Source organism: Vibrio satsumensis (genome assembly GCF_050337435.1).
GTDB lineage: Bacteria > Pseudomonadota > Gammaproteobacteria > Enterobacterales > Vibrionaceae > Vibrio > Vibrio satsumensis.
Window position 1 is genome coordinate 94,240 of record NZ_JAKJSX010000008.1, and the last position, 25,861, is coordinate 120,100.

23 protein-coding genes and 1 pseudogene are annotated in these 25,861 nt (G+C 44.1%); 13 read left to right on the plus strand and 11 right to left on the minus strand.

What is annotated here, in order from left to right; all coding sequences use genetic code 11:
• Nucleotides 1-216: 216 nt before the first annotated feature.
• The 9 genes and pseudogenes from L4C44_RS11445 to L4C44_RS11485 all read left to right on the plus strand — a co-directional run bounded on the left by L4C44_RS11445 (nucleotide 217) and on the right by L4C44_RS11485 (nucleotide 10,082).
• The gene (locus tag L4C44_RS11445) at nucleotides 217-1,368 is read left to right on the plus strand and encodes an anaerobic sulfatase maturase (RefSeq protein ID WP_327784709.1); all 1,152 of its coding nucleotides are present in this window, start codon (nucleotides 217-219) and stop codon (nucleotides 1,366-1,368) included.
• A gap of 17 nt (nucleotides 1,369-1,385) precedes the next feature.
• A complete protein-coding gene (locus L4C44_RS11450; protein WP_428805055.1) occupies nucleotides 1,386-2,282 on the plus strand; it encodes a LysR family transcriptional regulator in 897 nt (298 codons plus the stop codon).
• Between the two features lie 185 nt (nucleotides 2,283-2,467).
• The gene (locus L4C44_RS11455; RefSeq protein ID WP_146491076.1) at nucleotides 2,468-4,006 is read left to right on the plus strand and encodes a sulfatase-like hydrolase/transferase; all 1,539 of its coding nucleotides are present in this window, start codon (nucleotides 2,468-2,470) and stop codon (nucleotides 4,004-4,006) included.
• A 61-nt stretch (nucleotides 4,007-4,067) separates the two neighbouring features.
• On the plus strand, nucleotides 4,068-4,745 hold the full coding sequence (locus tag L4C44_RS11460) for a hypothetical protein (RefSeq protein WP_146491075.1): 678 nt from the start codon (nucleotides 4,068-4,070) through the stop codon (nucleotides 4,743-4,745).
• A 12-nt stretch (nucleotides 4,746-4,757) separates the two neighbouring features.
• A complete protein-coding gene (locus tag L4C44_RS11465) occupies nucleotides 4,758-6,188 on the plus strand; it encodes a DUF1254 domain-containing protein (RefSeq protein ID WP_428805056.1) in 1,431 nt (476 codons plus the stop codon).
• A gap of 176 nt (nucleotides 6,189-6,364) precedes the next feature.
• Nucleotides 6,365-7,609: an NADH:flavin oxidoreductase/NADH oxidase family protein gene (locus tag L4C44_RS11470; RefSeq protein ID WP_146491073.1), complete on the plus strand. Its 1,245-nt coding sequence runs from the start codon at nucleotides 6,365-6,367 to the stop codon at nucleotides 7,607-7,609.
• A gap of 245 nt (nucleotides 7,610-7,854) precedes the next feature.
• Complete coding sequence (locus L4C44_RS11475; protein ID WP_428805057.1) at nucleotides 7,855-8,838, plus strand: HAD family hydrolase; 984 nt, start codon at nucleotides 7,855-7,857, stop codon at nucleotides 8,836-8,838.
• A 160-nt stretch (nucleotides 8,839-8,998) separates the two neighbouring features.
• A pseudogene (locus L4C44_RS11480) lies at nucleotides 8,999-9,172 on the plus strand (aspartate/glutamate racemase family protein); the annotation flags it as partial.
• A gap of 673 nt (nucleotides 9,173-9,845) precedes the next feature.
• On the plus strand, nucleotides 9,846-10,082 hold the full coding sequence (locus L4C44_RS11485; protein WP_012600119.1) for an HP1242/YdcH family protein: 237 nt from the start codon (nucleotides 9,846-9,848) through the stop codon (nucleotides 10,080-10,082).
• 218 nt (nucleotides 10,083-10,300) lie between these two features.
• Here the strand turns inward: L4C44_RS11485 and glpD are convergent, their stop codons facing one another.
• From glpD to L4C44_RS11510, 5 genes are all read right to left on the minus strand, one after another.
• Complete coding sequence (gene glpD / locus L4C44_RS11490; RefSeq protein WP_372385651.1) at nucleotides 10,301-11,860, minus strand: glycerol-3-phosphate dehydrogenase; 1,560 nt, start codon at nucleotides 11,858-11,860, stop codon at nucleotides 10,301-10,303.
• 267 nt (nucleotides 11,861-12,127) lie between these two features.
• A complete protein-coding gene (locus tag L4C44_RS11495; RefSeq protein ID WP_428805058.1) occupies nucleotides 12,128-12,913 on the minus strand; it encodes a DeoR/GlpR family transcriptional regulator in 786 nt (261 codons plus the stop codon).
• Nucleotides 12,914-13,190: 277 nt separating this feature from the next.
• The gene (gene glpK, locus L4C44_RS11500) at nucleotides 13,191-14,711 is read right to left on the minus strand and encodes a glycerol kinase GlpK (protein ID WP_017064019.1); all 1,521 of its coding nucleotides are present in this window, start codon (nucleotides 14,709-14,711) and stop codon (nucleotides 13,191-13,193) included.
• Nucleotides 14,712-14,770: 59 nt separating this feature from the next.
• Nucleotides 14,771-15,625, minus strand: a complete 855-nt coding sequence (locus L4C44_RS11505) for an MIP/aquaporin family protein (protein ID WP_285953883.1) — start codon at nucleotides 15,623-15,625, stop codon at nucleotides 14,771-14,773.
• A gap of 447 nt (nucleotides 15,626-16,072) precedes the next feature.
• Nucleotides 16,073-16,504 carry a PACE efflux transporter gene (locus L4C44_RS11510; protein WP_146491067.1) on the minus strand — a complete coding sequence of 144 codons (432 nt, stop codon included), beginning with the start codon at nucleotides 16,502-16,504 and terminating at the stop codon, nucleotides 16,073-16,075.
• 129 nt (nucleotides 16,505-16,633) lie between these two features.
• Here L4C44_RS11510 and L4C44_RS11515 point away from each other — a divergent pair, with 129 nt between their 5' ends.
• Entirely contained in the window at nucleotides 16,634-17,521 is an 888-nt protein-coding gene (locus L4C44_RS11515) for a LysR family transcriptional regulator (RefSeq protein WP_428805059.1), read from the plus strand.
• Between the two features lie 92 nt (nucleotides 17,522-17,613).
• Here the strand turns inward: L4C44_RS11515 and arsB are convergent, their stop codons facing one another.
• The 3 genes from arsB to L4C44_RS11530 all read right to left on the minus strand — a co-directional run bounded on the left by arsB (nucleotide 17,614) and on the right by L4C44_RS11530 (nucleotide 19,772).
• Nucleotides 17,614-18,669: an ACR3 family arsenite efflux transporter gene (gene arsB, locus L4C44_RS11520; RefSeq protein ID WP_146491065.1), complete on the minus strand. Its 1,056-nt coding sequence runs from the start codon at nucleotides 18,667-18,669 to the stop codon at nucleotides 17,614-17,616.
• Nucleotides 18,670-18,771: 102 nt separating this feature from the next.
• Complete coding sequence (locus tag L4C44_RS11525; protein WP_146491064.1) at nucleotides 18,772-19,113, minus strand: ArsR/SmtB family transcription factor; 342 nt, start codon at nucleotides 19,111-19,113, stop codon at nucleotides 18,772-18,774.
• 134 nt (nucleotides 19,114-19,247) lie between these two features.
• Complete coding sequence (locus tag L4C44_RS11530) at nucleotides 19,248-19,772, minus strand: HPP family protein (protein ID WP_428805060.1); 525 nt, start codon at nucleotides 19,770-19,772, stop codon at nucleotides 19,248-19,250.
• A 139-nt stretch (nucleotides 19,773-19,911) separates the two neighbouring features.
• Between L4C44_RS11530 and L4C44_RS11535 the strand changes: the two genes are divergently transcribed.
• Nucleotides 19,912-20,457, plus strand: coding sequence for a TetR/AcrR family transcriptional regulator (locus tag L4C44_RS11535; protein ID WP_428805061.1), 546 nt, complete (start codon nucleotides 19,912-19,914; stop codon nucleotides 20,455-20,457).
• A gap of 47 nt (nucleotides 20,458-20,504) precedes the next feature.
• Here the strand turns inward: L4C44_RS11535 and L4C44_RS11540 are convergent, their stop codons facing one another.
• Genes L4C44_RS11540 through L4C44_RS11550 form a run of 3 tightly spaced genes read right to left on the minus strand, consistent with a single transcriptional unit; the run spans nucleotide 20,505 to nucleotide 23,933 of the window.
• A complete protein-coding gene (locus tag L4C44_RS11540; protein WP_428805062.1) occupies nucleotides 20,505-22,118 on the minus strand; it encodes a M48 family metallopeptidase in 1,614 nt (537 codons plus the stop codon).
• Entirely contained in the window at nucleotides 22,118-22,495 is a 378-nt protein-coding gene (locus tag L4C44_RS11545) for a hypothetical protein (RefSeq protein WP_048660953.1), read from the minus strand. The genes L4C44_RS11540 and L4C44_RS11545 overlap by 1 nt, the downstream gene beginning before the upstream one ends.
• Before the next feature lie 31 nt (nucleotides 22,496-22,526).
• A complete protein-coding gene (locus L4C44_RS11550; protein ID WP_146491059.1) occupies nucleotides 22,527-23,933 on the minus strand; it encodes a CHASE2 domain-containing protein in 1,407 nt (468 codons plus the stop codon).
• Between the two features lie 293 nt (nucleotides 23,934-24,226).
• On the opposite strand from L4C44_RS11550, the gene L4C44_RS11555 reads away from it, so the two are divergent.
• A complete protein-coding gene (locus L4C44_RS11555; protein ID WP_327784716.1) occupies nucleotides 24,227-25,024 on the plus strand; it encodes a Cof-type HAD-IIB family hydrolase in 798 nt (265 codons plus the stop codon).
• Nucleotides 25,025-25,213: 189 nt separating this feature from the next.
• Entirely contained in the window at nucleotides 25,214-25,861 is a 648-nt protein-coding gene (locus L4C44_RS11560; RefSeq protein WP_428805063.1) for a DsbA family oxidoreductase, read from the plus strand.

Below are 25,861 nucleotides of genomic sequence, written 5' to 3' on the forward strand. Positions count from 1 at the left end.
GTTAGGCATTTATCATATGAGTAAGTGAGATTAAGGAGTGTAATAGCCGATATTAAGGATGTTAATACGCTATTTTTGTCATTTAACTCATTGCTTTATTTGATATTTTTTCTAAGTGGTAAGGCGCTTGGATAGCGTGTGTTAATAGGTCGGCTGAGGCGCTATTGTTTGATTGATTTGCGGTTGATATGTTGACAAAAAAGTACGGGAATCAATATGAACACATCAACTCATCCTTTTAGCTTATTCATTAAAGCCGAAGGGGCTCAGTGCAATCTGGATTGTAGCTACTGCTATTACCTCAATAGACAAGATGGCGACAAAAGGTCTTCGATGTCTCTGGACATGATGGAGCAAATTGTCGGAGCTCATATCGACGCGCAGCCAATGAAAGTTCAGCAAGTGGACTTTATCTGGCATGGTGGCGAGCCCATGTTAAGAGGGCTCGATTTCTATGAAACGGCAATGAAAGCACAGGCAAGCAAAGCGACGAAAAAGCGTGTCGTAAATACCATGCAGACCAATGGAACCATGATTAACGATCGCTGGGCGAGCTTCTTTGCTAAACACAATTTCATGATGGGCATCAGTATCGATGGCCCCAACATTCTGAATGACATCGCCCGGATCGACAAAAATGGTCAGTCGTCTTTTGAACGCACAATGCGTGGGATGTCTTATCTAAAAAAGCACAACGTTGAGTTTAATACGTTAACGGTCGTGAATAATAAAACCTACAAACACGGTAAAACGATCTATCAATTTTTGGTTGAAAATGGCAGCGGTTATATGCAATTTCAGCCTTGTATCGATCATGAATTGGATAGGCGAACAGGGCACGACTGGTCGCTAACCGGTGAGCAATGGGGACAGTTCCTTTGTGATTTGTTTGATGCGTGGGTCGCCAATGATGTCGGTAAAGTGTATATCCAGTTTTTTGAAAACTGTCTAATGGTGTTGATGGGTTACCAAAGTCAAATGTGCCATCATAGCGCGACTTGTGGACAGCAATTAATGGTTGAGCATGACGGCAATGTTTACAGTTGTGACCATTATGGGTACCAAGATCATCAACTGGGTACTGTGAATAGTGATAAGCTTGCAACCATGGCGAGCTCACCAGAACAAATAGCGTTTGGCACCAATAAATATCATGAACTGAACAGCACTTGTCGAGGTTGTGACTTTGTTGAGCTTTGCCAAGGTGGCTGCCCTAAGAATAGAATAGCAACAACCGAAGATGGCAGCGCGATGAATCATTTGTGCCAAGGGTATGAGATGTTTTTTCGTCACGCATTACCCAAATTATTGCCAATGGTAGAAGCGATGAAAAAAGGGTATTCGCCAGCGTACTTCCCACTTTTCTAAATAACTTGGAGTCGGGCATGACCAGAGATCTAAACTTACTGCGGCTTATTTTGGTGCTCAATGAAACTCGCCAAACGGTAAGCGCAGCAAAAGCCTTAAACGTAAGTCAGCCGACGATCAGTGTCATGCTTCGTAAGCTCAGAGAACAATTTGATGATGAATTGTTTGTTAGAGATAAAGCGAGGCTTGAACCTACCCCAAAATGCTTGAAGCTCATCGAAACCTTGCCTCTGCTATTAGAACAACTAGACAACCTTTATATCCCCAATGAAGAGTGGGACTTGGAAGATTTAAGAGGGGAGGTTCAAGTCATGTTACCTTCCCCATTGTTGATCCCAGTGGGTGTGCCGTTAATCAAAAAGCTGACCAAAGAAGCGCCGCAAGTGACGTTTCAATGTTCGCCTTGGTTAGATAATGGCGTCCAGTCCCTAGAGACCAACCGCATGTGTTGGGGAGTGAGTTATCTTCCTATGGACGTCAATAAAACCCTGACCGAGCGCCCGGTTGGCTTTGATAAGTTCATGTTGGTGATAAGAGCTGATCACCCAATTCAAGGCAATTCTCTTGAGGACATTCTGAAATACCCACTCTGTATCAATATGATCCCTGGTTACATTCAGCCGTCCAAGGCGGAAATGTTGATCAAAAAATATGACTTAGATAAACACATCGCGCTCAGAAGCAACAATATGAACTTGATGCTGGAGATCGTTAAGGACAGTGACTTTATCTATATTACATCGTCGAAATGCCGCTATTTGCTTGATCACTCTTATCGTTGTATCGATTTACCGTCGGAAATGTTGAAAGACACCTATCGTCGAGAGTTGGCACTGTTTACTCATCAAGCAAACCGCAATAACCCGTTCACGGATTGGCTTCAAAAAGAAATTGCGTCGATTATTCAATCCTAGCATCACGCTACTATTCCCTTTAAATAACTTCCCTTTCTAACTATCACTATTAAAAATCGTAATAGTGGCTATCAAGCCATTTTTGGCCTCTTTCTTATACCATTTATTTAAACAACGGTTCGCTGAGACATACATCATTGTCGGTGTGGTTCTAGCGATTTACTCATAGTGAATGAGGGTTATAAATGTATAAGTCTTTTGTTAAATCCGCTCTGGCGCTCTCGGTATTGGCGAGCGTCAACGTACATGCAGCGAGCCAACCCAATGTGGTTGCTATCATGCTCGATGATGTGAGCCCAACGGATCTGTCTGCCTACCACCGTGGTTTAGGCGCGGTGGATACGCCGAACATTGATCGAATTGCCGAGCGCGGCATGATGGTCAGTGATTACTACGCACAAGGCAGCTCTACCGCGGGGCGCTCTGCCTTTATCACAGGTCAATATCCTTTCCGAACAGGCTTAACGTCTGTCGGCCAGCCGGGCTCTTCGCTTGGCCTTCAAAAAGAAGATCCAACCCTAGCCGAAATGCTGAAAGACAAAGGCTATGCGACCGTGCATGTCGGTAAAAGTCACTTAGGCGATAACAATAGCCACCTCCCAACGGTGCACGGCTTTGATGAATTCTTCGGTTTCCTTTACCACCTCAACGTTATGGAGATGCCTGAACAGCCGGAATTCCCCACAGACCCTGACTTCAGAGGTCGCCCTCGCAATGTTATTCATACCGTTGCGACGGAAACTGCAGATATGACCGATGATCCTAGATTTGGTGTGGTTGGAAAACAAACGATTGAAGACAAAGGCCCGTTAGGTGCCAAGCGCATGCAGACAGTGGATGGCGAATTTTTGGAGTTTGCTACTAATTGGCTTGATAAACATGAAGCGGAGAAAGACGAGCAGCCATACTTCATGTGGTATAACCCGACTCGTATGCATCAAAAAACTCATGTACGTCCTGAGTACAGAGGCGCGAGCCAAACCAACACGTATTACGATGGCTTGATCGAACTTGATGACCAGATCGGTGTATTACTCGATAAGTTAGAAGATCTTGGTGAAATTGATAACACGATAATCTTGTTTACCTCAGACAACGGCGTAAACCTAGATCATTGGCCTGATGCTGGTTCTGCCTCTTTCCGTGGTCAAAAAGGGACGACGTGGGATGGCGGTTTCCGTGTGCCAATGTTGGTCAGCTGGCCAGATAAAATCCCTCAAGGCGAATATACCGATGGCTTCATGACATCTGAAGACTGGGTTCCAACAATCATGGCCGCCGTGGGTGAAGAAAACATTAAGGAAGAGCTGTTAGAAGGTAAAGAGCTGAACGGTGAAGAGTATCAAGTTCATCTTGATGGTTATAACCAGTTAGACATGCTGACAAACGGATCAGCAAGTGAGCGTCATGAGTTCTTCTTCTACAACGAACAAAGTCTTAACGCATTCCGCGTGGATGAGTGGAAAGTACATCTAAAAACCAAAACGGAATGGATTGCTCCAGTAGAGGATTGGCCACTAGGTATGCTCATCAACATTAAGGCAGACCCATATGAGCGTAGCCCTGATACTCGCGGTTGGTTCCTTTGGATGAAAGAAAAAACATGGGTACTGCCAGAGCTTCAAAAAGCCGCCGCAGATTATCAAAAATCACTGAAAGCATTCCCACCTAGGCAAAAAGCTGGTGGTATTGGTATGGCAGATAAATCAGTGGTTGCTGACTAACGCCAAATACGACTAATGCAAGGTGTGCTGTAACAAGCACACCTGACTACTGGACTACAATATGAAGAAACCATTACGTCTGCTCACGGGCACTTTTTCCACTTTTACACTCTCTATCTTCGCTCTTATCTCCTTTGCATTTTCCGTTTCCGCTCAAGAAGAACCTGCCAGTGACATGGCTGACCCCATGGCCGTTTATACGGGAGGTGAGTTAATTGCGGGCAATAAAGGGCTTGGCGCTACCTTCCAATTTGGCGTGAATCGTGGCGATTGGGGGGTGTTGGGTAAGCTGGAAGGCAAAAACAACTTTGAAAACTATCGAGCACGATTCTTCACACCCAACAAGAAAACGGGCACTGGCTTGTTTGTTGATGCTGGACACGACTTCTCCAACGACGGCATGACCTCAAACTATGCGTCGGCGGGCATCATGCAGTCGTTCAAGCTGAGCGACAAGGTTAACCTGTACAGCGCCCTAACGTACGGACAAATGTGGGAGGAGAGTAATCAGTTTGAGGACACGCAAATCATCAGTAGTATTAACTACTTAAAGTACGATTTTGCTGACCAATTTTATCTTCTACTCGCTCCTCAATACACCTACGGGTTAGATGGTGAGAACACACGAGATTTCTCTACTGAAATGCAGCTGGGCTACAAGGTCGATAGTGACAACATCATCATTTTTAGTGGTGATACTGACAACAACACTTGGATCACCTTCCGTACTCGCTTTTAGTTAGGACATTAAATGATGAAACAAAACGTACTTGCGACAACACTGGCTTGTGCTTTCATGGTTGCACTTCCGTCTTCGGTACTCGCGAGCCAATCCGTGGACGCGACGAGCGCATCTATTGGGATCAAGACGGAAACTCTACCCATTGAGATGGCGAGTTTAGCGTCGCTCAAAAAGGATAATCAGCTATTGGCACAACTTGCCTATGAGTACGCGTACTCGATAGATGAAGCATACAAATACTTTTACAAAACCGTCGTTGAGCAAGACTACCCTTTGAATCGATTCCAAAATATTCGAATACTTGCTGACGACACTTACACTGCGCATCCGACGATTAACAATGACACGTTACACTTGATGGGTTGGATGGACCTAGCAGCAGAACCGGTCATCATTACGATTCCAGACCATGATGACAATCGATACTGGTTGTTTCATACCATGAATATGCAGCACTTTACTGACTCGGCTTTTGGCTCTCCACAGCGAGGCACAAAAGGCGGCAGCTTCATGTATGCAGTTGAAGGGTGGAAAGGTGAAGTGCCTGCGAGTGTCGATCAAGTCATCTATGTCGAGCATCCGCTGGTCAAGATGATGGGGCGAATCATGGACCTTGGTGGTGACGATTCTGCAACTGCTCAAAAGTTAATGGATCAATGGAATATTAGGACGTTGTCGGAATATTTAGGTCAGAAAGGGCCAGATCCTGTTGAACGCGAGTATCCAGACCCTGAAGATTCTAATTGGGTCGAACGAACCAATTTCATCCTGTCTGAAGGAACAATGAAGACGCATGACCAAAAGCTGCTTGAACTGTTCGAGTACATTGGCTTAGGAGATGTTGAATTAGACAAAGCCAATCATCCATTTACGGCAGAGCAGCTTAGTATGATCGAGTCTGGTCAAAAAGACGGACTGGAACGAATCATTAATGCGGGCTTTGATGATTCACGTGACGTGTTAGGCACTCGCGATGAAATGACTAAGGTTCCAAGCTTTCAGCACGCCTACGGCACCTTAATGGGCCAATGGGGGCTGCCTGCGAAGCACACTATGTATAGCGGTGACTTCTTTGATAGTGAAGGTGCTGCGCTCGATGGCGGAAAATACGATTACACGGTGACCTTCGATGCGCCACCGCTAGAAGAGGGTGGTTTTTGGTCATACACGGCTTACAGTGGTGAAACCCGATTGATGGAGAAAAACGAGTTAAACCGTCATTCCCGTGGAGACAGAACGCTAACGCCTAATGCTGATGGCAGCTACACCATTTACATGAGTAGTGATGTAAAAGGGCATGAAGATGATCCTAACTTCTTACCTATCCCCGATCACCAATGGTATTCAGTGTTACGCATGTACACGCCCGGTGAAGAGGTGAGAACAGATAAATGGAAATCGACACCATTTACCAAGGTCAAAAAATCCACGGTAAAGTGATGATTTAAGTCACCTGTTTAAGGTTTTGTTTATAATCGATTAATGCCAGTTGCTATGCCGCTGGCATTTTTTATTGAGCGAAACTTGTTTCGAAATAGGCGTTAAATGCTCGGAACTGTAGAATAAAATAGGGCATACTAGACGCAATATATAGACCAAAGAAAGTAACCACGCGCATGAATCCAATCTGCCTCAACGACCCTTTTTCTCTTCCTAATGGTCAAGTGATTAAAAATCGCCTGTTCAAATCGGCAATGAGTGAACAACTAGGTGATAAACACCATAATCCTAAGCAAGGTTTAGTCACGCTTTACCAGCGTTGGGCTCAAGGAGGAATTGGTCTATCCATGACGGGCAACGTGATGGTCGATAGAGGTGCGCTTGGTGAACCTAAAAACGTTGTGTTGGATGAGCACAGTGACTTAACCGTATTTCGTGAGTGGGCGAGTGCCGGAACACAGAATGGTTCGCAGATATGGATGCAACTGAATCACCCAGGTAAGCAAATTCCTAAATTCTTATGTGATAGCCCGGTAGCTCCTTCGGCTATCTCTTTAGAGCGTGGATTAGAAAAAGGCTTCAATACGCCACGAGCTCTTACTGAGACGGAAATAATCGCAATCATTGATAAGTTCGCGTTGAGTGCAAAGCTTGCAAAACAAGCGGGTTTTACTGGCGTGCAGATTCACGGTGCTCATGGTTATCTTGTAAGTCAGTTTTTGTCTTCGAGACACAATCAACGCCAAGACAAATGGGGTGGCTCACTCGAAAACAGACTTCGTTTCGTGCTTGAGGTTTATTGCGCGATTCGAAAAGAGGTTGGTGACGACTTCCCTGTCGGGATTAAGCTCAACAGTGCTGACTTTATGAAAGGTGGCTTCACTGAAGAAGAGTCGATGCAGGTTGTACAAACACTGAGTGATAACGGTATCGACCTGATTGAGATCTCCGGCGGCACCTATGAAAGCCCATCAATGATGGGGTCAAAAAGCAAAACAGAACCAATCAAGGCCAGCACGGTAAAGCGTGAAGCGTATTTTATGGATTACATGGTGAAGGCGAGAAAACTCGTCAGCACTCCGCTGGTGGTCACAGGTGGTTTTCGAACCGCGCAAGCTATGAATGAAGCACTAAACACCTCGGCAACCGATTTTATTGGTATTGCACGCACAATGGCGGTTGATCCTGATTTCCCTAACAAGTTAATCGAAAACCCTAGCCACGGCATGCCATTAACGGTGCCAACCACAGGAAAACCCGCATTAGACAAAGTGGCGATGGTCGGGCTGGTTTGGTATGAACATCAGATGTGGCGTATTGCCTCTGGCAAGAACGCCGATCCTAAATTAAGCGCACTCGGTGTGGTGTTAAAAACAATTTTCAGCGCCGGCTGGCACGCGTTCAAAAAGCGCAGAGTATAAGCAGTAATGGATTGTTAAAGCAGAACTTTGAGGAATTGAAGTTCTGCTTTTGTTGCTTATCCTCCTTTTAAATTTAAATGCTCAAGAAATACGTCGTATGGCACTCCTAGCCAGTATTCGCTGCGGCACCAATCCAATACCAACATGAGTATTAGTTATAGTGTTCATAAGTGGAAAATCAGAGTAGACCAATTAGGATGAATTGAATTAAACGCTACAATTAATTCAATAACATGGTAGTTGCTATGAAGAACATAACCCTTTTATCTGTCGCGATTTTATCCAGCCTCTCTTTCTCATCTTTTGCTAAAGACTGTGATCCGAATCTACTGCCTTCATGGAAGGATAGTGAGAGTAAATCTGCTATTGTGGATTTTGTTGATCAAGCCACTAAAGCTGAGTCTGATATGTTCGTTGCGGTCCAAGATCGCATCGCTGTATTCGATAACGACGGTACGCTTTGGTCAGAAAAGCCTTACTACTTCCAGCTTGCTTTTGCGCTAGATCGTGTAAAAGAGATGGCGCCTGAACACCCTGAATGGAAAACAGAAGCACCGTTTAAGTTTGTGCTTAAAGATGATATTGAAAGTGTTCTGGGCAGTGGCGAAGAAGGGTTATTGAAAATCATCATGGCGACACATTCTGGTATGACAGTAGAACAATACCAGCAAGACGTTGAGCAATGGTTGGCGGTAGCAAAAGATAAACGCTTCAATAAAGCCTACACAGACCTTACTTATCAGCCAATGAAAGAGATGCTGACTTACCTGCAAGAGCATGACTTTAAAACTTACATTGTGTCGGGAGGTGGTGTTGATTTCATGCGAGCGTGGGCTCCGCAAGCTTATCACATTCCTACCGAACAGATCATCGGCAGCGCGCTTAAATACAATTACAGCTACAACGATGGTAAGCCGACGGTTACTAAGGATTCGTCCATTTTGACCATTGATGACAAAGCTGGAAAGGTCACGAATATTCAGCATATTATCGGTAAGAAGCCTATTTTAGCAGTAGGCAACTCAGACGGTGACCAAGCTATGATGCAATGGGCAACGAGCCAACCCAACTCAATGGCGATGATTGTTCATCACACTGATGCTGAGCGAGAGTGGAAGTACGACCGTAAGTCTCATGTTGGTAAGTTGGATAAAGCGCTAGATGAAGCGAATTCCAGAGAGGACTGGACGCTGATCGACATGAAATCCGATTGGTGTGGGGTGTATTAACCCTCATAAACTTTCAGATAAAACAACAAAGGCTCGGATTGTTAATTCGAGCCTTTTTGCTAAATAGCGAAGCCTTCGTCTCAGTTTCAGCAAGAACGTACTATAAATCTTCAACGTATGACGCTTTAATCGGGATAGTCAGAAATTAAAGGAATAGAAAATGAAAACGATCGGTTTGCTTGGTGGCATGAGTTGGGAATCGACAGTGAGCTACTACAAATCCATTAACGAGGGTGTGAAAGCCACACTTAGCGGGCTCAATTCTGTAAAGATTTGTATGTACAGCGTGAACTTCGACGAGATAGAAAAGCTGCAGCATCAAGGTCGTTGGGCGACGAGTGATTAGCATCTAGCTCTTATTCTTAGTTCCATGCCTGTCCTCTTTCACTTTTATGCAATTTTTATTCTTGGGAGTGAAAGTTTTTTGTACAAAAGCAGGTCGTTAATTAATGAAGCGACACTTTGTTCATTAACCAAGGCTTTATTGGCAGGTAAGGCTTTAGTTAATGGCTGAGGTATCTGCGCTTTTAAGCACTATGCTTTAGTCATGATCAAAAGAGGGTTTATTATGAAATGGCTTATCTTATCTGTAACGCTATTATTCGTGGCAGGATGCCAGTCTACGGGGTCTGAATCACAGGTTGGTGATGATATGAATCGAGTACATTCGGGGGGTTGTAATAGCTAACCCCAATTTATGTAGCAATATTTGTTAGCTATCGTTTATAACAACGACCTGTCTAAGGCCTCACGATCAAGTGAGGTTTTGTTTTATTCAAAGGCTAAAAACAACTTGGTGATATGGTATATCGTCAGTGGTAGATTTTGTTATTGAGAAAAACCTCAATCCAATACCATAGCTTTTGTGGGGGAAGGTTGTAAATTTGTTAATTTGAGTTGTCTAAATTCTAGGCTGTGTACTGGATCTCATTTGTTATTTGAGTCCCTTGCTAAGGTAAATAATGAATGCTTAATACCAATCACTTTACTCAACTTAAGAGGTTTCTATGCTAGGTGAAAATCACTCTCTTGTTCACGAATTTCCTGAAATGAAAGACAAAATTGCTGAGCTTGCTAAAACTGACGATGGCTTTGCAGCAGATATGAAGACATACGACAACCTTGATAAAGAGATTCGTAAACTAGAGCTGAAAGATTCACCCATTGATGACGGCTCGATGCACCAACTAAAACATGATCGTTCTGAGCTTAAAGATTCACTGCATGCTCGCTTAATTGCCTAGCTAGCGGGTTATTTTGCTGAATAGCTAAATTAAATAGTTAGTTAGCGAATTGCAGATTGAGACAATAAAAACTCCTTCGGGAGTTTTTTTGTTTCTGCATTCCCGTCCCTATCTGAACAAATAAGCTTGGGTTTCATTGGATATATAAAAAGCTTAGCGCGGGGGACGCTAAGCTTCATGGTTAGTTATGCTCTTGAACCATGTTTGGGCTGGTGGGGTTAGCCTACTTGAGAAAAGCTTACCACTTTACTTTGTAGTTTCTGTTTCAAGTAATCCGTCACCGCTTGTTGCTCTGATTCACTCATGTACAAGCCAAGTTTGGTTCTGCGCCACAAGATGTCTTCGTCAGTCATTGCCATCTCTTCACTGATCAAGTAATCGATTTCAACTTGATAAACGCCATGCGCTTCGCTTGAGAACTGGATGCCAAGGTCAGCTTCGCTATTTGCGCCTTCCAATAGCTTCCATGTGTAAGTACCAAATTGAGTCACGTAGCGAAGCAATAGCGCTTCAGATGCCCAAGGGTATTTTGTGTGGATCATCTTCGCAAGCTGCTCTCTGCTGCAACTAAAGTTACCGCCTGGAAGCGTGTCGTTCGCTGTCCATGGTGTACCCATGTTGGTTAGGTGTGGCTCAAGCTTCTTAAGCGCCGCTTCGCCGAGCTTACGATAAGTGGTTAACTTGCCACCGAAGATCGAAAGCAATGGTGCTTGATCAAGCTCTGCGTCCAATTCCAATGTGTAGTCACGAGTGATCGCTTGTGGTGAATCAGATTCGTCGTCACAAAGCGGTCTTACGCCACTGTATGTCCAAACTACGTCTTCACGGCCAAGCTGTTTAACAAAGTGCTGGTTAACGATATCAATCAAGTAATCCACTTCAACATCATCAATTGCGACGTTACGAGGGTCGCCTTTGTATTCAAGGTCGGTGGTGCCGATGATCGAGAACTTATCTAGGTAAGGGATCATGAACACAATACGATTGTCTTTGTTTTGCAGAATGTACGCTTGTGGTTCGTCGTGAATGCGTGGCACAACAATGTGTGAGCCTTTGATCAGACGAATATTACGCGGTGAAGCCTGCTCTAATCCATCATCAAAGAACTGCTTAACCCAAGGGCCAGCCGCGTTAACCAGCGCTTTCGCTTTACGTTCAAAACGTTGGTTTGTCATCACATCAAGGATCGTCACATGCCAGATGCCGCCTTCACGGTGCGCTTTTTCAACTCGGCAGTAGTTACGAACTTCTGCGTTGTTCTCTTTTGCTGCCAACACGTTGAGCAATACCATACGCGCATCATCAACCCAGCAATCTGAGTATTCGAAGCCTGTCTTCATTTCTGGTTTCAGTAGGCCTGATTTCGCTAGGTTGACTGTCTTACTTCCCGGAAGAGTGGTGCGCTTACCCAAGTTATCGTAAAGGAATAGGCCACAGCGAATCATCCAAGCTGGGCGTAAAAATGGTCGATGAGGCAAACGGAAGCGCATTGGTTGAGCAACATGAGGTGCTTTTCTTAACAAGACTTCACGTTCAGCGAGTGCTTCCGAAACCAAACGAAATTCGTAATGTTCAAGGTAGCGTAGGCCACCGTGGATAAGCTTTGAGCTGGCTGAAGACGTCGCAGATGCGAAGTCATTTGCTTCGTATAAGCCAACGTTTAGACCACGACCTGATGCATCTGCCGCGATGCCTGCACCGTTGATACCGCCGCCAATCACGATCAAGTCTAAAGTGGAAGATGTACTGTTGTTTGAATTATTTTGTTGAGCACTCATGGTTTTGACCTCTTTCTGAGCGAACGAGCATTTTAGAACATAATTGAATCCTATATGAACTTTCGTTTGCGGTCATTTATTATTTTCGTTTATGCGCGTTTTATGTGATTTGCGCATAAAAAAACCTCTGCTTATGAAAGCAGAGGTTCAAATAAGTCTAATTCGAGCATAGAAGCGACAGTGGTCGTGAGCAAGTTTTACTTTTTAACTTTTCTATAAAGAATCGTGATTCATTTAAGAAAGTGGCCTCATCGAGCACTGGGTGAGTTATTCGCTCACAGGGCGAGTTGTCTCGATGACTTCTAACGGAATGTCTGAATCTTTCAGGATGTTGAGAACCTCTTCCGGCGGCTGCTTATTAGTGAACACCATGTGTGCCTGAGAGATATTACCGAGCTTAACCATCGCATTACGGCCAAACTTAGTGTGGTCGACAGCTAAGAAGATACTGCGGCTGTTTTCGATGATGGCTTGTTTCACTCGAACTTCGTGATAGTCAAAATCGAGTAGTGAGCCGTCAAAGTCGATACCACTGATCCCCAAGATACCAAAATCGAGTCGGAACTGTTTAACGAAATCGAGTGTTGCTTCACCCACTATGCCGCCGTCGCGGTTTCTCACTTCACCGCCCGCCAAGATAACCTTAATCTCAGGGTTCGGCAGAAGGATGCTCGCAACGTTAATGTTGTTGGTCACAACTCTTAGCTGTTTATGGTTCTTGTTGAGTGCGCGAGCAACCGATTCTGGTGTGGTTCCGATATCAACGAACAAGGTTGCGCCATCTGGGATGTGTTTAACCAGCTCGTCGGCGATCACGTCTTTTTCGTTGAAGTTATGCGCTTTACGCGTGTTGTAAGAGGTGTTTTCTGAGCTTAAAGGTATGGTCGCACCACCGTGATAGCGACGGATTTTGTTGCTATCGGCCAGTTCGTTGAGGTCTCGTCTGATGGTTTGTGGGCTGACATCGAACTTTTCAACGAGCTCATCGGTACTCACATATCCTTGTGTTTTAACCAGGTCTACAATCTGCTGGTGTCTTGGTATCTGCTTCACTTAACTTACCACTCCCTGCACGCCAAAGGCTCTCTAGCGCGTCAAAATCGAAAATATAAACTCGCGCTATTGTGCTCGAATTGACGAAGAGAGAGAAGTAATGATGGTAAGGAATCGTGTCTAAACCGCAAAAACGGTGCTCAGAGCGGTAAATTTGAGCCCGAAACGCAAAAAAGAGCACAAAATAGTGCTCTTTTTAGTTTCGTTTACTGAGGTTCGAACAATCCAATCGACAAGAGAGTGACTATTCGAACTCCTCTGTTAACTCACGCTTAGATTACTCTTCGTCGTCATCGTGCAGTTCAGACCAAACCTGCGCACACTTGATAGCACGCTTCCAACCTTTGTAACGGCGGTTACGCTTCTCTTCGTCGTGGTGTGGCATGAACGTACGGTTAAGAACGGCTTTGTCTTGAAGTTCATCAATGCTGTCCCAGAAACCGACCGCTAGACCAGCAAGGTAAGCGGCACCCAGAGCGGTAACTTCTGTTACTTCAGGGCGGTGAACTTCGGTATCCAGTACGTCTGATTGGAATTGCATTAGGAAGTTATTCGCTACTGCACCACCATCAACACGTAGGTTTGCTAGTTTGATGCCAGAGTCCGCTTGCATCGCGTCTAGTACGTCACGCGTTTGGTAAGCAATGCCTTCCAGGGTTGCACGGATGATGTGGTTGGAGTTAACACCACGAGTCAGGCCAACAATCGTACCGCGAGCGTAAGCATCCCAGTATGGTGCGCCTAAACCAGTAAACGCAGGTACTACGTAAACACCGTTTGAAGAATCTACTTTTGTTGCGAAGTACTCAGAGTCTTCAGCGCCAGCCAGTAGCTTCATCTCATCACGTAGCCATTGGATTGATGCGCCGCCCATGAATACTGCACCTTCAAGTGCGTATGCAGGTTCGCCTTTAGGACCACACGCTAGCGTAGTCAGTAGGCCATTCTTTGAGGTTACTTTCTCTTGGCCTGTGTTCATCAGTAGGAAACAGCCTGTGCCGTAAGTGTTTTTCGCTTGGCCTGCTTCTACACACATTTGGCCGTAAAGTGCAGCCTGTTGGTCACCCGCAATACCCGCGATTGGAATACGAGTACCGCCTTTACCACCAAGGTTAGTTTGGCCGTATACCTCTGAAGAGCGTTTCACTTCTGGCATCATTGATGAAGGGATACCCATCTCATCAAGAAGCTTTTGATCCCAGCATAGGTCGTTGATGTTAAATAACATAGTACGTGACGCGTTAGTGTAATCCGTAACGTGAACACGCCCTTGAGTCATCTTCCAAACCAGCCAAGTATCAACCGTACCAAACAATAATTTGCCAGCTTCAGCATCTTCGCGAGCGCCTTCAACGTTGTCTAGAATCCATTTTACTTTTGTACCTGAGAAATACGGGTCAAGGACTAAGCCAGTATTGTCACGTACGTAGTCTTCTAGGCCACGTGCTTTAAGGTCTTCACAGATGTCTGCTGTACGGCGACACTGCCATACGATTGCGTTATAAACAGGCTTACCTGTCTCTTTGTTCCAAACAATGGTGGTTTCACGTTGGTTAGTGATACCAATACCTGCTAACTCATCGCTGCGGATGCCTGCTTTAGCAAGCGCTTCAACCAATGTAGAGCTTTGAGTTGCCCAGATTTCCATTGGATCATGTTCAACCCAACCGGCTTTAGGATAAATCTGAGTAAATTCGCGTTGAGAAGAACTTACGATGTTTGCATCGTGGTCGAGGATTACAGCGCGAGAGCTTGTGGTGCCTTGGTCTAGGGCAACAATGTATTTTTGCTCGGTCATGGTAAGAATCCTTTTTCTTTTATTATTTATATTTTAGTAAATGTAGGGGCGCTTAGTGATTAAGCTTGAGCTTGTTCAGCTTCTTGTTCTGTTTCACATTGGTTTGGAATTGTGCAGCCTTGGCCTTCAATTGGTAGGTAAGCACCGATAACGCGTGGGTACAACCAACCACCAAAACATGCACCCACAATTGGAGCAAGGATTGGTACGATGAAGTAAGGAATATCACGAGCACCTGTTAGTGCGAAATCCCAGCCTGCAAAGTAAGCGAACAGTTTTGGTCCGAAGTCACGAGCAGGGTTCATTGCAAAACCAGTCAGTGGACCTAAAGAACCACCGATAACTGCGATAAGAATACCGATCAGTAGAGGGTTCATTGCACCGCGAGATGCGCCATTGTTCTCATCACCTAACGCTAAGATGGCAAACATTAACACTGCAGTAATCACGAATTCCACAGCAAAAGCGCCGAAGAAAGAGAGTGAAGCATGTGGGTAAGTCGAGAAGATACCAGCAGTTGATAGTGCGTCTTGGCTGCTACGAACGAAGTTATGTGCAATTTCGTAGTCAGTGAATAGGTTGCTATAAAGGCTGTAAACCAATGCTGCAGAGCAGAATGCGCCAAGCAGTTGCGAAATGATGTAAGGCAGCACTTTCGCTTTATCAAAGCCGTGGAACATAGCTAATGCAATGGTTACTGCAGGGTTTATATGTGCGCCTGACACGCCGGCAGTACAGTAAATTGCAATCGCAACACCGAAGCCCCAGATGATGCTGATTTCCCATTGTCCGAATGTCGCACCTGTTAATACCAGTGCGGCCACGCAGCCAACGCCAAAAAATATGAGTAATCCTGTACCGATAAATTCAGCCAAGCATTGCCCAAATAAAGAAGGGTGTTTATTTGTTGTCATGTTCGAGTCCTTTTTAGTTTTGCTTATCTAGCACGTATATTGTGCATATATTTGCGAACTCGAAAATAAACGAACACCAAAAATGAGCGTTTGAGCATAAAATTGTTAATTAAAGTCACTTGAAATGTTAATCCGAACACTTTTGCTCGGAAAAGATGCTCGCATGAACGTCATTACTCGAATTGATAGGTTGCGAAGCCGCTCAAACTACCTATATGTAAACGGATGCGCAACTGGTACGAGGAGTTTATGTTTGGATTTGTGATGCTACTTCGTGAGTGGTGGATTATTAGACTTAATTACGAAGGGCTATGTGATGTTCTTGCTATGTTAGAAGGGCGTTAACAAATGAGCTTATATGCATAAGTGAATAAACTGCCAGCTACGGTGTAGTTTGGCAGTTTAATTTGGGTGTTTGTTCTTGTTATAAGGTACGAAATTACAGTTCTAAACCAGAGCTGCAACTTTTCCTTTCGCTACCAATTGATCTCGAATCGAGTCATACGCCCAGTTGAATGCAATCGCGTAAAGTACGAAGAAAATCACTAGGCCGATGTCCATGATCAGTACGGTTAGGAAGTCGAGTTGTAGAACCCACATCAAGACAGGTAGAGTCACTGTCATTAAGCCAAGTTCAAAACCCAATCCGTGCACAACACGTGTTTTCTTGGTTCGTTTACTGCGGTCAGCTCCGAATACTTTGTCGTAGCCATAGTTGTAAATGTAGTTCCAAGCCATTGCTATCAATGATATTGCGAGCGCTAAGCCTGCCATTTCACCTGCGCCGTTTCCTGTAATATAGGTTGCAAGCCCTGCCATCAAAACCAAAGCAACCAATTCAAATAGCACCATGTGTAACATGCGTTCTTTATGTGACATTTTCTAACTCTCTTTACGATTAAATAGCCGCCGATGGGCTAATGACTTGGCTAAATAATATCTAGTTAAGTGATAATATAAAGATAGTTAGCATCACATATGGTGATGGTTTGTTTGTGGAGAAGCCAAATGTACAACATTGAACAGCTGAAAATGTTTGTGTATGCCGTTGAATTAGGGTCATTTTCTGCCAGTGCTCGTCATTTAGGGAAGGTGCAGTCGGCGGTGAGTCAAGGTATCAGTAATCTTGAAATTGATTTTAATGTTGAGCTTTTTGATCGCTCGACTCGAAAGCCTTCACTAACCAAGGCGGGCGAGCAGTTATTTAAACAGGTGAAAGCGATTGTACTTCAGGTTGAAGATCTGAATGTGACGGTTAATGCGATGAGGAGCGGTGAAGAGGGTCTCATCAAAATTGCATTAGATGATTCATTGTTGGTCCCGAACCTATCTAAGATCCTTAGTCAATTCAGTAAACAATTCCCTGCTACTGAAGTTGAACTGGTTGCGTGTACCACAACTGAGGTCAACCCGTTGATTATCGAAGAGAGAGCCGACATTGGATTGATGTTTACCAACTTGGCTTTTGACGTCGGCTCTGAGCCTTGTTTTATCGGCCACTTGCCGTTTATTGCTGTGTGTCATCCAAGTCATACGCTCGCAAAAACAGGTGTTGCGAAACTTTCTGATTTACTCCCGCATCGTCAGTTAATGTTGAGGGGAGACAAAGGTAAGGTGATGGATCAGTTTCCGCTGATTGCCGGTAAGGTGTGGTGGTCAAATAGCTTTATTGTTATTAAAGAGGTGGTACTCGGCAGTGATATTGGGTGGGCATACTTACCCAAACACCTTGTCGAAGAGGAGCTTAATAAGCAGCGTTTAGTGGAGATTAATGTCTCGTTTGATCACAAAACATGGTCGCCTCCGGTTGATCTGGTTTTATCCAAAACACGCTCGAAAGGGCCTGCATTGCTTTGGCTTGAACAAGCATTGAAAGGCCTATTGGACGAAACATAAGCTGGATGAGACTTAAATTGGAAGAAACTGAATAAAGAAAAGGCTCACAAAGTAATTTGTGAGCCTTTCTGTTTAAAGCGATACGCGATTTTCTAGTTCGCAGATTTCACTGTTAGACCGTTGTAGTACTTGTCTTTCATCTTAAGTGCAACGTTCACTAGGTAAATCAGCACAGGTACTTCAATCAGTGGACCGATAACACCGGCAAACGCTTGGTCTGAGTTGATACCGAATACAGAGATTGCTACGGCAATCGCTAGCTCGAAGTTGTTACCCGTCGCTGTGAATGCAATTGATGCATTCTTGTCGTACTCAATGCCCATCTTCTTACCGATGAAGAAGCTGATGAAGAACATCGCTGTGAAGTAGATAGTCAGTGGGACAGCAATCAACAATACGTCCATTGGCAGTTCAACAATCATCTCGCCTTTTAGGCTGAACATTAGAACGATAGTTGCCAGTAGAGCAATCAGTGTGATTGGTGAGATGCGTGGAATAAACACGTCGTTGTACCACTGCTCGCCTTTCATCGACACTAGGATCTTACGGCTTAAGAAGCCCGCTAGGAATGGGATACCTAGGTAGATAAGAACACTGTGTGCAATATCGATCATCGAGATATCAACCATCATGCCTTCGTAACCAAATACAGGTGGAAGAACGCTGATGAATAGCCACGCCATAAAGCTGTAGCTCACCACTTGGAATGCACTGTTTAGAGCAACCAATGCCGCGCCGTACTCTTTGTTACCGCCGCCGATGTCGTTCCAAACCAGAACCATTGCCACACAACGAGCAAGACCAATCAGAATAACACCCACCATGTAACCTGGGTGATCACCTAAGAAAGTCAGTGCCAGTACAAACATGAGGATTGGGCCAACAAACCAGTTCATGATCAAAGAGAGCTTGATGGCTTTCTTATCTTTGACCACAGTGCCTAATAGGTTGTAGTTAACCTTAGCCAAAGGTGGATACATCATTAAGATAAGGCCAATCGCAAGTGGAATGTTGGTTGTGCCAACAGACATCGATTCGTTCCACTGTTCGATTTGTGGGAACAAGGTGCCAAGCAGTACACCAATGCCCATGGCGATGAAGATCCACAGCGTTAAGTAGCGATCGAGAAAACCTAATTTTGGTTTCATGATATTATCTCTTTGGTTGATATCGTTAATCGTCGAAAAGCGATATTTAAAGGCAAAAAATACGCTTAGTTTATTGTGTTCGACAAACTAAGCGTGGTTAATCTATTTTAAAATGGTGTCGATAAGCGATTCAAATTGCAGAATATTATCTCGGTTAATGCGATAGCACATCTTCGGTGGTATCGATTCGGCAGTGATAAAGCCTGAGTTCTTCAAGATTCGTAAGTGCTCAGATACCGTTGACTGAGCCAAACCTAATTCACTCACCAAGTCACTGTTCAAACAGCCGCCCGATTTTTCTAACGTTGAAAGGATACTCAATATACGTATTCTTGCCGGGTGAGCGAGCGCTTTCGCTAGAGCTGCCATTTGCTTTTCAGCTTCGGCATCACCATGTCCGATTGGTAGAGCACAGCCACCAGTTGTAGAGCAAGTTTCGTTCATATTGATGTTTCGCTTTCCATAATCGTTAAAAGACGATTAATAGTAAGCCCATTTTATGTAAGGGTCAATGTGATCTTTCAATTTGCTTTTAAATTGGGTGTCAAAATCCAAACTTACCATTGAAATTCAACGGACTAAGACTTGGACGAACCAAACCAGTATAACGGCCACTTTTGCTGTGAATCGCTGTTATTCAATAGCGTACCAATACCAACCAAAGCGATGCTGCCGATTAATACGGGAGTGAATAAGAACGTCCAATCCACATGCGCAGTACCTGCCAAAGCTATCACAATCGGATTCGCGCCTGCGGGTGGGTGAATCGCTCGAAAGTATTGCATCAACATGATGGATGAGCCGACAGCGATAGCCATGGCCACATAAGAATCCCCAAAGCCATATAACGCGATTAGGCCCACAGCAGACGAAAGAAAGTGACCCGCAATGACGTTTCTAGGTTGCGCTAACGGCGATGCCGGCACCGCAAACAGTAGTACGCACGTCGCACCAAATGGCGCCATTAACCACGGGAAACCAGAGCTTTCGGCTAATAAGCACAAGATTAAGATGCCCAGCGTACCGCCAATAAAACCTTTAACAAGCTGTCTAATGCTTGCCTTCGGAGGAAGGTTTCCACCACCAGATAGTTTGCTGATCATAATCGTTTCCTCTTCGTTATCTCGTTTTATTGAAAGTGTACAGATCTGTACTGTTTGATTTGAATGATACAGATCTGTACACTTCTTGCAACGAGAAATTGAGCTCTACGATTTCAGAGCGATTTGAGGTTGATGAACGATGAGTAAAAAAGATTTGATTCTGGATGTAGCTGAGTCGTTGTTTAATCAGTTTGGCTATACCGCTGTTGGGGTGGATATGATCCGAGACGAAGCGGCGGTTTCCAAGACATCCATGTACCGCCATTTTGGCTCGAAAACCAAGCTGATCGAAGCCGTGTTAGAAAGGCGTCATCAGCGCTTCGAGTCGAGTTTAGAAGCGGTGCTATCATCAACTTCTGGGTTACAAAACCAACTTGATGCGCTGTTAGATTGGCACCTTGCGTGGTTTGAACAAGCTGACTTCAAAGGTTGCATGTTCATGCACGCACTCGCCGAATTTAAAGAGTCGGAAGATGACATTGCGATGCTTTCACAACAGCACAAATCATGGTTGAAAGAACTTATTGTGTCGTTGCTTCCGGAAAAGAAATCTCATGACGTGCGACCTGAAATGATGATGGTCTTTCTAGAGGGGCTGATTGTTCGAAGTGAGTTTCAGGGAAGTAAGGCTAATAGGCAAGACTACCGTGAAGTTTGGTTGAAGTTGGCAGGCGTGACCCCTTAGCAAATGAAGGCACCAATAATGAAATCTTTTACTGGTGCCTATTGTGACTAAAGTTCTACCAACGAGGTTAAAGAATTAAAAGAATCCATTAGGCTGCTACTTGATTCTGCGCTTTGTGGAATCGCAACTCCTGCACTGTTATGGCATTGAGCAACGATATTACTTTCACTTAATCCCTTACATTGTGTAAGAAGCTCCGCTACTTGGGTGTCATTTCCTAATGCTTTGTGTGCTGAAATGTACTCGGGGAAGAATGGAACTTGGGTTCCGATAACTTGTTCACCTTTTGCGAGAAGTTTGAGCGAGTTGGTTGGCTTTTTCTGTTCGCGATAAGATTGTGCAGCTAACGTGAAAGTTTGAATTGAGGCGTAGTCCCAGTTCTTGATCAGGGCTAGATTCTGCAGTGCTTTCGAGTCTAAGTTTTGTGCTTTTCGTACTCCATAGAAAGCTAAACGCGGGTAAGCATGATTTTTAGTTGGACCAGATACTGCTTTTCTTGCGAGCGTTTCTGCAGTTTTTATATCTCCAAACTCTAAGGCTTTAAAAGCCTCGGATGCATACCAATAGTTCTGTTGGATCTGCTTGCCTTTACCATTTTTTACCACCCTCTCGAATTCAGTCGATGACACGTATCTTTTACGCTCTTTTCTATATTCACGTTTAACGTAAGCTGATAGGTCTTTCTTGCGATCTATTGGAGAGGCATGTCTGGCAGAAAAACTCTGCAAAAGTTGAGTGCCAGCTTCATTTGCAGCTAAATAGCCTAAGTTACTCCATTTGTTTTCACTGGATAAGTGCTTACTCGCATCACTCGCTAGGCTAACAAAGCTTTGAAAGTCTTGTTTTTTTTCCTTGAGCTGAGCTGTTGTATACTTCTGACTACTGTCTAGTCGTTCAAGTACTGGTGAGAAGGCTCTTGGGCTGTACCCCGCTTTTACTAAGAGATCCATGCCGAGTAGATCTGCTTCATCTTCAGCATTACGGCTCATTGAAGAGCTAATAACGTCTCGACTTAAGCGGTTAATGGTTAAACCCGCACGGTAGGAGTCTTTAATTAGATTTTTGGTCGAGCTTTTATTTTGGTTAGTTATTTTGTAACCATTGTTTGTTTTTTCCGTTTTCATATCAGTGATGAGTGCGGTACTCATTGCTATGTTTGCCGTTTTACTGACTAAAGCGCTTTGCTTAGCAAAGTATTCATTGGTGTCGTTATGCTTAAGTAAAATATGGGAAAGCTCATGTGCAATAATGAACGCTACCTCATCTTCAGATTCCGCATCGGCTAATACGCCTTGAGTGATGACGATGGTACTAGGTGTTGCATAAGCAGAGTAGCTGCGGTCAGATGAGACCATAATGGCAATGTCGTTATCGACAGGTTGGCCCCACTGCTTAAGAATTTTAGCTAAGATACCTTCTAGGTATTTATTAACGTATGGGTTTGCGATCAGGTCTTTATCGGCAGCGGCGCGCGTGTTGACTATATTCGAAAACTCAGCGCTCGCCTCGGTATTTTTCTTTGGAGAATTTGTTTCACCAAGGTGTTGGTCGATATATTTACCATCGAAAGATTCATATTTGCTGCCTACAAGATTATTGAGGCTGTCGACGGCACATCCTGATATTAATAAAGGCGCAGCTAGCCAAAATAGTTTCTTCATTAGTTACACCCCTCACCTAAACCAAGGGTTGCGTAAGTACCACTGTCACTTTTGGCACTAATGACTTGTGTGCTACATACGACACTGGCCACCGCAGTTTTATTGAGCTGCACTTCGATTTGGTCAAACCATTTTTCTTGGCCATCAATTTTGACCATTACCATCTGTTCTTTGCGGTCATAGTTTTCAACAATGAGCCCACTTTGGGTTGGGTCAGGTAAAGTCTTCGTTGATACGTCTGCGCATTCATTATTCTTGTCACACACCCAAACATTATCGACTAAAAAGTCAATAATCTTGACGTGGTCTTGCGCCATGGCTGCTGATGTCGAAAAACCTAATGATAAGCCTAGAACTAGCGTTGATAATAGTTTCATAAATGTTCCTTATTTACTGAATATTATGTGTTTATTGTATTTTTCTTAATTTATGCTTGGCTGTTTTTGCGAATACACAGGCTTTCTCTCGATATATTTCGAGTTTTGGTCTGAAAGCTTCAAATATGAAGAAGAAAAACACCGGCAAGTCGATAAAAATGATCAGAACCAATCCATACCAATTAGGTGCACCGACGTTAAGTACAAAGTGAGATATGGCAACTGAAATGGCGATGACAGCAATGATGATTATCATCGGAACGAAAGCGCCCCAAAGTTTTTGTCTTTCATTGAATTGCAGACTTTCTTGTTGTTCTAGAAAGTTAAAGCGAAACCAAATGACTAAAAATAGAACGATGGTTTGCACTGAAATCTCAACCATATCTGCAATACTTAGGTTAAATAACCCAGTGTCGTCAGGGGAACGCCAGTAGTCATCTTTAAGTGTGACTAGGTTATCGAGTGCCATAGCATGAAAGTAGACCCCAGGAAGCGTGCCGTGAACGGGTGAAACAACTAGATCGACACCACCAGTAACATGGTAACCAACGAGTACCATTTTCCCCTTAATGGCTTGTTTTAGTTCAGGTGAACCAGCTGCACCAGGAGCACTGAGCTTGGAAGCTGCAATAGTAAGAAAGGGCGGACAGCGTTTTCTGAGCGTGGCATCGACATCATTTTGGTCTTGTATGCCTTGAGTAAGGCTTACGACAAGTAACTCTTTTAACTGTTGAAACTGGCTGGTGTGTTCTCCACAGTCAAACCCAAGTGGAAAAAATGACTCCTGGTTACTAGCGTGTTTGTTGCTCCATTGGACAATGACCGCGTCATCCATATTGCCGATGGATGTGGTATCGCACTGTTTGTCTCGTGCGCACCAGTCTTGATACATCGCAGCCGCAACGGTGTTCATTGTCTTATCATTCCATGGGACAGACAACGGGTAGTATCGTCCTTCACCACTCCAAGATACTGCTGCCAGTTGTGCGACATTTGATATTTTGTGTCTTAGTGATTCCGGATCATTAAGTCTTTGTTCAGTGTCATAATTGGTGTTGCTGGCCATGAAAATGGGGAACTTCTGGTTATCCAGCATGCGCAACCAACGCTTTAGATTATCGGAATGCTCATGATGTTGAAGAATATCGTAGAACATGGATTGTGGTTCGTAACGTGAGATAGTTTTAAGTAGCCGGGCAAGATTTCGGTAGCTAACCGGGTAAGTGTTAGTTTCTTCTATATATTGGTCATCAATTAATACAACTACAATGTCTTCAGAAACTGTTTCACTAAAGAATGGAGACCATAATCTTAGAATATGATCTTCATAGTGGTCTTCGGCAGAGTTTCTGATTCCAAGTGGGTCAACAATGAAGACGACTAATATCAGGCTCGTTGTGATTAGGGCTTTAAGGAATATTTCGAAGCTAAAAAACATTAATCAACAACCATAAATTATAAATAAGCAATATGTAGGTGAACAACTCGTTGCAAAGTTGTGCAAAATAACACTGCTAGGGGTGTTTTTATGGGAGTAATATCACAAAAGTATGGCGTATTTATAAATGGAACAATAAGTTAATGATGAGTCCCAGTTTTTTCACTTTTTATTGATTTTTATGTTAGTTATTTAATCATGTTAGAGGGGATCAATTAGGTTAGATTGAGATATAATCAACGACTTGCCCACGACATTGTGGACTCATTACAATTTTAAGGTAAGTATCTGAAATGCCACAACAGAACATCAAATTTATCGCTGCTGATATGGACGGCACTCTGCTTAATGAACACGGAAAATTAGCCCCAGAATTTTTCAACCTGTACGAGCGACTAGAAGCTCAAGACATTATCTTTGCTGCTGCGTCGGGTCGCCAGTATTACAGCTTAATGGAAACTTTTGCTCCAATTAAAGACCGCATGATGTTTGTTGCTGAAAACGGCACATTAGTGATGCACAAAGGCCAAGAGCTTTACAGTTGCTTGCTTGATACTGATGCCATCAAAGACATCATCAAAGAAGCGCGTGCTATCGAAGGCGCTCATGTTGTGTTGTGTGGTAAGAAGTCGGCATACATCGAAACTAAAGACGAGCGTGCTTTAGCTGAGATCTCTAAGTACTACCATCGCCGTGAGCAAGTAGAAGACTTGCTGGCGGTAGAAGACGATTTCATCAAGGTTGCTATTTGCCACTTTGATGGTTCACAAGAGAAAGTAAACCCAAGCATCGACGCTAAGTTTGGTGAGAATTACCAAGTGGTTGTGAGCGCAAAAATTTGGTTGGATGTGATGAACGCTGAAGCGTCAAAAGGTGCGGCGCTCAAGCATCTGCAAAACACATTAGGTTTCACTTACGAGCAGACCATGAGCTTTGGTGACTACCTGAATGACTTGGAAATGCTTAAAGAGAGCTACCACTCTTACGCAATGGAAAACGCACATCCTAAGCTGAAAGAGATCGCACGTTTTGGTGCGCCAAGTAACGTTGATGCGGGTGTGTTCCAAGTGCTAGAGAAGCTGCTAGCATAATGCGCTTTAGCTCGAACAGATTTTGGTCAAAGCCAACTCGGTAATATGAGTTGGCTTTTTTGTTGGCTACAGGTGCTGTGATTGGTATTAGTTGAATTTGAACGATTGTTCAGGTTGTTGTAGTCTGAAGATAAATTGGATGCCTGCTTTTACTGTAGACATGCCTTATCAACTATATTTGGAATGACGATGAGCAAGAAACTTCAACTCGATATTATTTCTGACGTAATGTGCCCATGGTGCGTGGTCGGCTACAAAAACTTAGAGCAAGCCATTACGGAACTTGGCTTAGCGGAGCAAATTGAACTTGAATGGCAGCCGTTTGAGCTGAATCCCGATATGCCGCAAGAGGGTGAAAACTTGCGTGACCATATCATGAGGAAATACGGTTCTAGTGCGGAAGAGAGCCAAAGTTCGCGTGAACAGCTTGCGGCTCGTGGCAAAGCGGTTGGTTTCGATTTTAACTTCTATGACAACATGAGAATGGTCAATTCACGCCACCTGCATGTGCTACTGGATTTTGCACTAGCGCACGGTAAACAGACTGAGTTAAAGCTACGCTTCTTTACCGCTCACTTCACAGAGCAAAAAGATCTGTCTGATCTTGAGGTCATCGCGCAAGAACTTGAAGCGGTTGGGCTAGATTCAACGAAGGCACTGAAGTGCCTAAAGAACACCGACAACTTGAAGCAAATAGAAGCGCAAGAGTTTGAGTGGCAACGTATGGGGATCTCTGCGGTTCCTACCGTGGTATTTAACCGCAAGAGTGCAGTCACTGGCGCGCAGACGGTCGAAACGTACAAGCAGATCCTTCAAGAGCTTATTGCTGAATCATAA

Coding starts and splice junctions, on each gene's coding strand:
- L4C44_RS11445 (WP_327784709.1), top strand. CDS start 217: ATGAACACATCAACTCATCCTTTTAGCTTATTCATTAAAGCCGAAGGG.
- L4C44_RS11450 (WP_428805055.1), top strand. CDS start 1,386: ATGACCAGAGATCTAAACTTACTGCGGCTTATTTTGGTGCTCAATGAA.
- L4C44_RS11455 (WP_146491076.1), top strand. CDS start 2,468: ATGTATAAGTCTTTTGTTAAATCCGCTCTGGCGCTCTCGGTATTGGCG.
- L4C44_RS11460 (WP_146491075.1), top strand. CDS start 4,068: ATGAAGAAACCATTACGTCTGCTCACGGGCACTTTTTCCACTTTTACA.
- L4C44_RS11465 (WP_428805056.1), top strand. CDS start 4,758: ATGATGAAACAAAACGTACTTGCGACAACACTGGCTTGTGCTTTCATG.
- L4C44_RS11470 (WP_146491073.1), top strand. CDS start 6,365: ATGAATCCAATCTGCCTCAACGACCCTTTTTCTCTTCCTAATGGTCAA.
- L4C44_RS11475 (WP_428805057.1), top strand. CDS start 7,855: ATGAAGAACATAACCCTTTTATCTGTCGCGATTTTATCCAGCCTCTCT.
- L4C44_RS11485 (WP_012600119.1), top strand. CDS start 9,846: ATGCTAGGTGAAAATCACTCTCTTGTTCACGAATTTCCTGAAATGAAA.
- glpD (WP_372385651.1), bottom strand. CDS start 11,860: ATGAGTGCTCAACAAAATAATTCAAACAACAGTACATCTTCCACTTTA.
- glpK (WP_017064019.1), bottom strand. CDS start 14,711: ATGACCGAGCAAAAATACATTGTTGCCCTAGACCAAGGCACCACAAGC.
- L4C44_RS11505 (WP_285953883.1), bottom strand. CDS start 15,625: ATGACAACAAATAAACACCCTTCTTTATTTGGGCAATGCTTGGCTGAA.
- L4C44_RS11510 (WP_146491067.1), bottom strand. CDS start 16,504: ATGTCACATAAAGAACGCATGTTACACATGGTGCTATTTGAATTGGTT.
- L4C44_RS11515 (WP_428805059.1), top strand. CDS start 16,634: ATGTACAACATTGAACAGCTGAAAATGTTTGTGTATGCCGTTGAATTA.
- arsB (WP_146491065.1), bottom strand. CDS start 18,669: ATGAAACCAAAATTAGGTTTTCTCGATCGCTACTTAACGCTGTGGATC.
- L4C44_RS11525 (WP_146491064.1), bottom strand. CDS start 19,113: ATGAACGAAACTTGCTCTACAACTGGTGGCTGTGCTCTACCAATCGGA.
- L4C44_RS11530 (WP_428805060.1), bottom strand. CDS start 19,772: ATGATCAGCAAACTATCTGGTGGTGGAAACCTTCCTCCGAAGGCAAGC.
- L4C44_RS11535 (WP_428805061.1), top strand. CDS start 19,912: ATGAGTAAAAAAGATTTGATTCTGGATGTAGCTGAGTCGTTGTTTAAT.
- L4C44_RS11540 (WP_428805062.1), bottom strand. CDS start 22,118: ATGAAGAAACTATTTTGGCTAGCTGCGCCTTTATTAATATCAGGATGT.
- L4C44_RS11545 (WP_048660953.1), bottom strand. CDS start 22,495: ATGAAACTATTATCAACGCTAGTTCTAGGCTTATCATTAGGTTTTTCG.
- L4C44_RS11550 (WP_146491059.1), bottom strand. CDS start 23,933: ATGTTTTTTAGCTTCGAAATATTCCTTAAAGCCCTAATCACAACGAGC.
- L4C44_RS11555 (WP_327784716.1), top strand. CDS start 24,227: ATGCCACAACAGAACATCAAATTTATCGCTGCTGATATGGACGGCACT.
- L4C44_RS11560 (WP_428805063.1), top strand. CDS start 25,214: ATGAGCAAGAAACTTCAACTCGATATTATTTCTGACGTAATGTGCCCA.